The organism is Desulfoluna sp., from assembly GCF_030145185.1.
In the GTDB taxonomy this organism is placed as follows: Bacteria; Desulfobacterota; Desulfobacteria; order Desulfobacterales; family Desulfolunaceae; genus Desulfoluna.
Map to the genome: position 1 here is coordinate 1 of NZ_JAQYWB010000119.1, position 9,751 is coordinate 9,751.

Annotated in this window: 7 protein-coding genes; 2 read left to right on the forward strand and 5 right to left on the reverse strand. The window is 46.3% G+C overall.

What is annotated here, in order from left to right; translation table 11 throughout:
- The coding region (locus Q1Q75_RS21700; protein ID WP_300675156.1) for a hypothetical protein at positions 1-227 on the forward strand (227 nt) is incomplete at its 5' end.
- 75 nt (positions 228-302) lie between these two features.
- On the opposite strand, the gene Q1Q75_RS21705 is transcribed toward Q1Q75_RS21700, so the two are convergent.
- The 5 genes from Q1Q75_RS21705 to Q1Q75_RS21725 all read right to left on the reverse strand — a co-directional run bounded on the left by Q1Q75_RS21705 (position 303) and on the right by Q1Q75_RS21725 (position 8,062).
- On the reverse strand, positions 303-2,129 hold the full coding sequence (locus Q1Q75_RS21705) for a response regulator (RefSeq protein WP_300675158.1): 1,827 nt from the start codon (positions 2,127-2,129) through the stop codon (positions 303-305).
- Between the two features lie 136 nt (positions 2,130-2,265).
- Positions 2,266-3,768 (reverse strand): HD domain-containing phosphohydrolase, encoded by a 1,503-nt coding sequence (locus tag Q1Q75_RS21710; RefSeq protein WP_300675160.1) that lies wholly within the window; start codon positions 3,766-3,768, stop codon positions 2,266-2,268.
- 39 nt (positions 3,769-3,807) lie between these two features.
- Positions 3,808-5,766 carry an ATP-binding protein gene (locus Q1Q75_RS21715; protein WP_300675162.1) on the reverse strand — a complete coding sequence of 653 codons (1,959 nt, stop codon included), beginning with the start codon at positions 5,764-5,766 and terminating at the stop codon, positions 3,808-3,810.
- A complete protein-coding gene (locus tag Q1Q75_RS21720; protein ID WP_300675164.1) occupies positions 5,766-6,593 on the reverse strand; it encodes a phosphate/phosphite/phosphonate ABC transporter substrate-binding protein in 828 nt (275 codons plus the stop codon). Before Q1Q75_RS21720 ends, Q1Q75_RS21715 begins: the two co-directional genes overlap by 1 nt.
- A gap of 155 nt (positions 6,594-6,748) precedes the next feature.
- Positions 6,749-8,062: a porin gene (locus Q1Q75_RS21725; RefSeq protein ID WP_300675166.1), complete on the reverse strand. Its 1,314-nt coding sequence runs from the start codon at positions 8,060-8,062 to the stop codon at positions 6,749-6,751.
- Positions 8,063-8,677: 615 nt separating this feature from the next.
- On the opposite strand from Q1Q75_RS21725, the gene Q1Q75_RS21730 reads away from it, so the two are divergent.
- A complete protein-coding gene (locus tag Q1Q75_RS21730; protein ID WP_300675168.1) occupies positions 8,678-9,397 on the forward strand; it encodes a FadR/GntR family transcriptional regulator in 720 nt (239 codons plus the stop codon).
- Positions 9,398-9,751 lie beyond the last annotated feature (354 nt).

Below are 9,751 nucleotides of genomic sequence, written 5' to 3' on the forward strand. Positions count from 1 at the left end.
GTCGCTGGACTCAAAGTATCGCGGCCGGGGGAGAATCCTTCGTAAAAGGGGTGAAGGTCAAACTGTGTTCAAGCGCATCAGGCCGAAAACCCTATGAGACTCTTGATGGTTATGAGCTTCGGGAAGAGGTTTCATCATATATTGCCTTTTCCGACCCTGAAAAGTCTAATATAGACCTTCTAAATACCTATGAATGGAATGCATTGGATTCTATATCAAGCAATTAGGATGGCCCGACCCCCTCGGGGAAGAGAATCCTTTATTGACTTGCTTTGCATGTTTTTTGTCAGTCATTTGCATGCTTAATTCTCATTACAGTATGAAACCCGATTTTTACCCTCTTTCTTGGCCTGGTACATGGCCATGTCTGCTTTGTGAACGAGCGCCTCAACGTCTACGGCATCCTGGGGGCAGATTGCGACCCCGATGCTGACCGTGATCCGGCCGATTTTACTATTGTTATCTGATTTCACTTGAATGGCGGAGATGCTCTTGCAGATCCTTTCAGCGATCATGCCTCCGATCCGCCTGTTGGCATAGGGCAGGACAACAGCGAATTCTTCTCCTCCATATCTGGCGCAAACATCCACCGCCCTGACACAGTTACGGATGACGGCTGCCACTTCATGTAAAATCCGATCTCCTTCCTGATGGCCGTAACAATCGTTTAAGTTCTTAAAATCGTCGATATCAAGCATGAGCAAAGTTACAAAATGTTTCTGTCTCAGGGACCTGTTGAGTTCGAGTCCAAGGTAATGTTCAAAAAAAGCATGATTGTAGAGAGCGGTCAATTGATCTGTGACCGCTGCATTAAAGGCACTCTCATACTTTGAGACAAGAATATCCAGATACGCTTTTTTCTTGATTAAAGATCTGATACGGGCATCGAATTCCAGTTCATTAATCGGTTTGATCAGGTAGTCGTCGGTACCAAGTTCAATGCTTTTGATTTTGGTATCCAGATCTGCCAGGGACGTGGTGGTGATCACCTGAATATTTCGGGTCCGATCCATTGCTTTCAATCGCCTGCAGACCTCATGTCCATCCATATCCGACAAGGAAATCGCCAACAGAACAATGTCAATTTGCTGACTTTCAGCAATTTGCACTGCCTCCTTGCCGCTTCCAGTTATCAAGGGCCTTCTGCAATAGGGGCCAAGGTTCTTTTTAAAGAACTCTACGTCTTTTTTATTGGTGTCGGCAATGAGGACGGTCGCTCTAAGGTCGATCTCTTCAAACTCGGAATCGAATGTTCCTGAGGGGAGAAAATGAATTTCCGATTCCTTACGCGTGCCCAGTTGTTCCTTGTATTTGTTGAGCCGCAGCAGGGAACGAATTCGGGTTAAAAGTTCCACTGTATTGATCGGTTTGTTCAGGAACTCATCCGCACCGGCATCCATGGCTCTGGCCTTATTCTCGCTGCTGTCCAAGGCCGTGACATGGATGATTGGGATCTCTCTGGTTTGTGGGTCCTTTTTTAATCTCCGGGTTACTTCAAAACCATCGAGGCCGGGCATCATCAGATCCAAAAGGATCAGATCAGGATGTTCAGATTTGGCCTTATCCAGACATTCGAGACCGTTAAAGGCTTCACTGGTTACAAAGGTCTTTTCGGACAGTTTGGCCTTAAGCAGTTTCACATTAAGAGGATCATCGTCAACAATGAGGATTCTGCTTGCATAAAAAATATCCGGGTGAATGTCCATGGAAACCGGTTCTGTTTGCAGATCGGGGGGGGCGGGGTTCCTCTTACCCGGGTCTGTGGGCAGATATGTCAGCAGGGTGGACAAAAAAGCCCTTGTATTGATGGGTTTGCTAACGTATCCGACACAGCCCGCATCCAGGACTTTTTGTTCATCGCCTTTCATGGCATATGCCGTCAGGGCCAGAACCGGGATCTCCTTGATTTTGGGTTCGGTTTGGATTTGGCGGGTGGCCGAGAGACCGTCCATCCCCGGAAGTTGAATATCCATCAGGATCAGATCCGGAGCGTGTTCCCTGGCTAATTCAAGTCCTGCCTCGGCCGTTTGCGCTTCAATGATCTTATACCCGCCTATTTGAAGAAGACTGCGAACCAGTTTCATGTTGGAAGCATTATCTTCGACAACCAAGATTGTTCTTTTTTCCATACTCTGACCCTTCTTAAAGGAACCATCAAAATTTTTAAATATCGAATCCACTTGTTTGCTTAAAATCCTCTGGCCCTGCATTCAATTCTATTACATGATATTTTTTTCCTGTTTGCCTACCGCATTCAGCGGTTTGTCATCCCTGTAAGTCATTGGGGGATAACATCTCTATCAGGTGTTCAACGATTATGGCGTCAAGCTTTCCTTCATCCGACTCCCTGTGGAGGATTTCAAATGTTTTTTCTCTGGGCATGCCTTTGCAGTAGGGGCGATCCGTATCCAGAGCATCAAAAATATCGACAACCGACAGGATGCGGGCCAAAACAGAGACATCTTCCCCTTTCAGACCATCAGGATAGCCGCTGCCGTCAAGTTTTTCATGGTGATGCCGAATTGCCTCCAGGGCCGGGCCGAGGGTTTTCTCCAGGGGGAGACATATCTTATACGCCTCAATTGGATGTTGTTTGACAATCTTCCATTCCTCGAGGCCCAAGGGGCCGGGTTTATTCAATATCTCCCTTGGGATTGCGATTTTACCAATGTCGTGGAGAATACCAGCGAACCTGAGAGCATCGATTTCACTTGCTGAAAGGCCCATTCTTTTACCCAGTGCCATGGCCATATTCGAAACCCGTTGGATGTGTCCCTTGGTATACACATCCTTGGCTTCAACGGCGTTGGCCATGGAAATAAGGATGTTTTCAATACTGGTTAATTTTTTATTGAGTTTATTAACCCGGAGCAGCGAGTTTATCCTGGCTATCAACTCGATTCGATTGGGTGGCTTGCAGATGAAATCGTCCGCACCGGCATTAATCCCCTTGACCCGGGCTTCCATATCATCCAGTGCTGTCACCAAGATAATGGGAACAAGGCGTGTCGCCTCACTCTTCTTGAAGCGGCGGCAGACTTCATACCCATCCATACGAGGCATCATTATATCCAGCAGAACCAAATCAATATCGATTTTTTTCATCAGGGAAAGAGCTTCTTCACCGTTGTATGCTTTGACTATTTCATGATTGAACGGCGCAAGAATGGCTCCCAGCAATTTCACGTTTCGGGCGTCATCATCGACAATGAGTATTTTGAATTCTTGCTCTACAACGGACAGTTTTTCTTTTTCCTTGAAATAAACCGTGTTTTTTCCCCCGCCCTTGGCCTGTGCCAGGGCGTCCTCTGCCTCCAGGATGAGTTTTTCCCTGTTTAAAGCCTCCTCAGGGTAAGACGCAAGGCCGGCGCTTACGGTCAGTTCCCCCCGGGTATGGCTCTCCACGGCCATCCTGATACGACCCATGGCATTATACGCCTCATGGGCGTTTGATTTCGGTAAAATAACTGCGAACACATCCCCTGAATATCTCGATATCAAGTCCAGATCCCGAATATTCTCCCGGATCAGTTCTGCCACCTTCTTTAACGCCTGGTCTCCGGTGGCAGGATTCTGTTGTTTGTTATAGAGGGAGAACGAATCAATATCAATCAAGACCAGGGTGAAAGAGTCGTGGTATCTTTGGGATCTCTTGATCTCTTCTTCCAGCAGGAGTTGAAAAATCCCATGTGTATATGCACCTGTCAGGCTATCTACAAAAGAGGCATGGGTTTCTTCTTCATACGCTTTTAACAGCTGTTCTTTCATGTTTGTGTATGCCCCTTTGTTTTATTCATATGCAACTATTCATGCCAAAATGACAAATCGAAAGATACTCCCTTTCCCTTCTCCCTCACTCTCTGCCCAGATTTGACCGTCGTGCATTTCGACAAACTTTTTTGTCAATGCCAGCCCCAGGCCGGTTCCCTCATATTCCCGACTCATTGAGTTCTGAACCTGGTCAAAGGGTTTAAAAATACTTTCCAAGTGTTTTGATTCAAGGCCGATTCCAGTATCTATGACTGAAATCTCCAGAAAATGAGTGCCCTGGGCTGAAACCGAGAGTTTTTTACCGCCAGAGGAGACCAAGATTCCTTTAATCGCGGTCAGGTAACGGGCTGACAGACAAATTGATCCGTTATCCCTGGTAAATTTAATGGCGTTAGACAGCAGATTGAAGATGACCTGTTTGAGTTTTCGTTGGTCGGCCGATATTATATCGGGAATGCCTTGAATATCCGTTGAAAGCTCTATGCCATGCCTTAGGGCTTTTTCTTTGATCATGCAGAGGCTTTTCTCCAATACCAGATGAATGCTTATCTCTGATCGCATGAAGTCCATTTTTCCTGCCTCTACCTTGGAAAGGTCCAAGATGTCATTGATAAGCGATAACAGGTGCCGGCTGCTTTGAAGCGAATCGTTCAGATACTCTTCCTGGATCTCGTTCAATTCTCCAAAATGCTTATCCACAATTAATTCTGTGAAACCGATGATATGATTCAAAGGGGTGCGCAATTCATGGCTCATGTTTGCCAGAAATTGCGATTTTGCCACATTGGCTTTTTCGGCTGCTTCCTTGGCAGCGGCCGCAAGCTCAAAGACCCGCAACCGTTCCGTGATGTCTTCGGCCACACAGACAATGCCAATAATATCCCCGTCGGAGTCGGCAATCACGGCCCCGGATAACGAAACCGGTATCTTCCCCCCATTTTTTTTAATGTAGGTCTGGTCCGTATGGGCCATGGCACGGGATTTTAATACCCCATCCACCCATGGTTTGACGCCTGGGACTGTGTCGGCATGGAAAAGGACGTTAAATGATTGGCCGATCAATTCCGGCTCGGTATATTCCAAAAGCTGACAAATAAATGAATTAACACGGGTGATATCGCCCGTTGGGGAAAGAACCACGAGACAACTCCTCATACTGCCCAGAATGCTTTCCAGATAATTTTTCGAGACCGTCGTATGTTGAAGATTTTGGCTCATCTGATTGAAGGCATTTACCAGATCCCCGATTTCATCCTTTCTTCGGGATAAAAGAAGGTCATGGCAATCGCCTTGACCAATTCGTTTCGCATGGATGGCCATTTCCTGTATGGGGCAGATGAGATGTCCTACCACTGAAATGGATAAACCGATGCCCACCAGAATCATCGCCAGGGTGGTCAGGCCCATAATCAGGATAATTCGTTGAAGTCCGGCATAACCGATTTTATTGAGCAATGCTTTTACGGCAGCAATGGCTGAATAACTACTCTTCATGGACAATGATATTTGCAGGCCCCCCAGGGGGGTATCACTGATCCAGATTGGAATCGAGATATCCAGAATATCCCCCCGAACCCGTTTCACCAGGCGCCCCTGGGTGTGAATGGCTTTCTGGCTTTCCTCATCGCCCACCAACCGGCCGAATTCACGCACCTCTTTTGTTCCATCCTGGAGTATCCTGCCATGGACGTCATAAACTTGGGCCCGGGTCACATCTTTTTGCATCTTCACGGTATGCAGCAAATCGTAGATTTCAACCATATTGTACTGGTAGAGAGGGTTGACAAGCTTTTCCGCAACCAGCCGGGTAATGCTTTCCCCCTGTCTTTCCAATTGCGCCAACAGGTCTTTTTCCATGCTGATTGAGCTGGTTTCAACCATGGCGTTCAGAGATGAATTAAACTGGAACAGCAAAATTGAAGTAAGCAAAATCATATTCGTGATGAGCAAAGAGAGAATGATAAGGGAATAGCGGGTTTGGAGCTTGAGCTTCATTAATTTAATTCCGAACCTACTGTTTTAAGGAGGCAGCTTGCTTCCTCAAGGAATGCCCGGCAATCTTCGTCAATTTCTTCAAATTTCTTTGTTCTCTGGTAGGCTTTTAGTGCAGCGCTTGCTTTTGGATCATTGTGTATATTTAACAGCACCTCTTTTAGCCGTGCCCTTATCTTGGGATCGAGGTCCTTGTTGACAAGCTCGATGGCCCTAGGAAAAGGCCTGGACTCGTGTATGATTTTCATCTCTTTTCTGTAGACCTTACGCACATGGTCATCTTTATTCCAATCCAGATTATTGAACGCTCCGACCTCCACCAGGCCTCTGTAAACCCAGGTGGAGGTATTTATCTCTTGATGGGAAAATACGTAGCCCACCATGTCTGCGGGTGGTTTTTCTCTAATCGAGGCCAGCTGAACCAGTTTCAGGCCTTTTTCAATCAATAGTGACGCGGGCAGATAATAAGCGGTGGTTGAGCCGGAATCCTCAAAGGCAATGGTTTTCCCCTTCAGGTCTTCCAATGAGTTGATATTGCTATCCTTTCGAACAAAAAAAATTGTGCGATATTCGCCCACACCCTTTTTCCATTTTTTAAGTAGAAATTCTGCATCGGCCTTTTCATGGAAATAGGCGGCGGAAAAAGTCGTCTCGGTCAACCAGTCAATCTTGCCCTGTTTGAAATAGCTCACCATCTGCTCATTGTTTTTGGCCATTAATACTTTTGCCTCTCGGATGCCCAGGTCATGCATATGGGCCGCCACATAATCCGCGATGGGCTTGAGATACCGGTACATCTTTTTGGGATTATCCGTCACCTTTCCAATCACCAGGGTCTGTTTTACGGCAGGGGACTCAAGGGGGGCGGGAAAAGAGTCTGCAATACTGGGATCAGGAAAGGCAACACCCATGGAGATAAGATAAACAATCCCCGCAAAAACTCTTTGTCGTACCTGTTTAAACTCTCGATCCATGGGGCTCCTCTCTAAAAGTCGATCTGAAAACGGGCCTGGAAGATTTTGGGGTCATCATTCCCGGCAAGATCACCGTCTGCATCGGCATGTTTATCATTGTTAACGAGTATATAATTGGCCATGAGCCGGGTATGGGGATTTATGTACCAATTCACCCCAAAGGTGGAGTTTTCCTCTTTGCCACCGGTAATTGACCCATCGTTCAAATCCATCATGCTGTATCTTGCAGCCAATTCAAGCGCCCCGTTTTTACTTTTGGGTTTGATGCGGCCGAACCCCCCTTTTTTCTCTTTGTAGGGGCGCGTTTCTCCGGTGGCAAACCAGCTGACGTAGACGTAATAACCGTCAAAAGAGCAGTCTTCTGACCCGCCGTCACGTGACACGTTCGTGGAAATATATTCTCCTTGCAGGGACAAGGGGCCAAACACACCAGCCGCTTCGAGCCCGTATTTCATGACCCTATCGGTATGGTCGATCTTTCCGGTATCAAGGTATTTTATATCTGTTATGTGGGATTCGGGTCGCTGGTTGAAGCGAACTTTCTTTTCGTCATTCGGTTCCCGGAATGAGGCGGCCGCCCCGAAATGCATGACCCGTGTTTCGGAATGCAGGGGCGAGAAGGTGGCCCGTCCAGTCATGCCCCAACCTTCGTCACCTTCGTCTTTGACATCATCGTCAAAGGCTTCACCAAACAGGCCTGCTGCGGCGCTCCAAACATCACCGTGGGAACGGGCCCCGACCCCGATGCTGCGGCCCGGTGCAAATTCATGGGGGAGTGCTCGTTCCATAAATGTGATGTATTTCGAATTGGTCAACGCCTCTAGGCTGAAAGGTTCCTTGAACTGACCGATTTGAATTTTTGCAGGCCAAAAGGCGTCATAGCTCACATAGGCATCCTTAATATCTGCCCCGCCATCGGCAAAATCAATGCCGAGCTCATACCCCCAGTCTCCATGGAGAACCCCTTCAATATCTATCCGGACCCGGCTAAGTTCGGTGCCATTGCCATGATCGTTCCTGTCCTGATCATAGAAAGCCGCATCCACCATGAGACGTCCACCCAGTTCAAAGGCGTATTGTCCGTCGCAGGTGGCTATTTCAATGCCGCCTTTGGTGGACACTTGAACATCAGTGATTTCCGGATCTTTTTGAACCGGCGTATTTGCGCTAAGGCCATCTTTAAGCTCCTCATATTGCATCGTCGTAATCGTGCCGTTGTCGTTGAGGACCTCTACCAGGTTTAAAAGGTCATTCTGCCGGGCATCTGCCAGGCTCGAGGAGACAAGGAATGTTGTTAGGAAAAATATTACTAAATTTTTTTTCATCTGGCGGCCCCATGTTTGAGTTCTTTTCCGTATATATCGTCAGCAAGCGGTTTTGTTGATTTGCTAAAACTGTTCAGCGATCAACTTTTGGCCAATCAAATAGACAAATGGATTACTTATTTATAATGAAAAGTATCTGGTCGGACCAAATAAAAATATACTTTATATAGTATTTGAAATACAAGTTGTCAAGGGGGGATGACTTTGCTTGATAAGCCAAAATCGGCCTGGTTCAATAATAAGCATTTCAGGGTAACTCTGGCTGGGGCAAGCCCCCGGTAAAAAAAGCCGCGACGAAGCAAGGCGAGCCCAGGAGGGTCCCGTGGTGCCTTCACTCCACACTTCAAAAGTGTAACCCTGTTTTGAACCAGGCTCCAAAATCCAATGATACAAGTACAACGTTGTATTTTCCTGAAAAATAAAATTCCCCCTTTGTCCATCTCAAATCTGGTCGGTCCAGTTTACCGCGCAGCGCGGGGTTGGTTTCAAGGCGGGGTAAACGCCTTGCAAAAAATCATATGTCGTATTATAAAGAGAATTTAAGGGTACTACCTGTCCCATTCAGGAAGGTATATTGGCTTTTCAGCAAGTAAAATTAAAAAGATGGTGAGATAAATGGACACGCCGGATTACCAGCCAATCAAACAGCCCAAAGTATCTACTTTGATTGTAGAACAGATAAAATCACACATTCTCCAAGGTAACTTAAGTCCAGGCGATCCGCTTCCTTCTGAAAGAGAGTTGATGAAGCTCTTTAATGTGAGCCGGGCGTCATTGCGGGAAGCATTGAATATTCTTCACGGCATGGGGTTTGTGATCATCTCCCAAAGGAAAAGGACCCGTGTTAAGTCCTTGGTGCCTGATAGTTTTGTGGAACCCATCCATGCTCTTTTAAAAGAGGATAGGGAAACCTTATTTGATGTGATTGAAGTCAGGAAATGTATGGAATCCTGGAATGCCTATTATGCAGCCGAAAGGGCGAGCGATGCCGAGATCGAACGATTGAAGCACATTATTGATTCCATGATGTCACAGGGCCCAAAAAAACAGAGGCTGATCGATAATGACGCGAGATTTCACGTATCAATATCCGATATGACTCACAATAAAATTCAGAGCCATTTGATGTTTTCCATATATGGCGTTATTCAGAACTCTGTTATTATTTCTTATGAAGACAGTCAAACTCAGGAGATATTAGAGGAACATCTAAACATATATCAGGCTATCAAGAAAAGAGATCCTAAGCTTGCACGTCTTGAAATGAAACATCATCTTGATAGAGTTCAAGCCAGAATTCATTTATTCTTTGGGGGAAAAGGGGCCACGTCTTGATAGTTGGGAATGGAGTTGGGAATGGAGTTGGGCCAAGCCAATACGCCGTAAATAAAAGCACAATTGGCTAATTTGCCTTGATATCTACAGCTATAATCATCTTTTTATGATGAAAACAGAACAGCACTATGGCAAGAGCTAAACGACATTACATTCCGGGTCAAGCTTGGCACCTTACGGATCGATGCCACAAATGGATTGGGGTCGTGGATTGGGGTCGGGCCAAGACAATATACTGTAAATAATAGAAAAACTGTCAAGATCGCCTCGATATATACGGCTATAATCATCTTTTTATGATGAAAACAGAACAGAACTATGGCAAGAGCTAAACGACATTACATTCCGGGTCAA

Coding starts and splice junctions, on each gene's coding strand:
- Q1Q75_RS21705 (WP_300675158.1), bottom strand. CDS start 2,129: ATGGAAAAAAGAACAATCTTGGTTGTCGAAGATAATGCTTCCAACATG.
- Q1Q75_RS21710 (WP_300675160.1), bottom strand. CDS start 3,768: ATGAAAGAACAGCTGTTAAAAGCGTATGAAGAAGAAACCCATGCCTCT.
- Q1Q75_RS21715 (WP_300675162.1), bottom strand. CDS start 5,766: ATGAAGCTCAAGCTCCAAACCCGCTATTCCCTTATCATTCTCTCTTTG.
- Q1Q75_RS21725 (WP_300675166.1), bottom strand. CDS start 8,062: ATGAAAAAAAATTTAGTAATATTTTTCCTAACAACATTCCTTGTCTCC.
- Q1Q75_RS21730 (WP_300675168.1), top strand. CDS start 8,678: ATGGACACGCCGGATTACCAGCCAATCAAACAGCCCAAAGTATCTACT.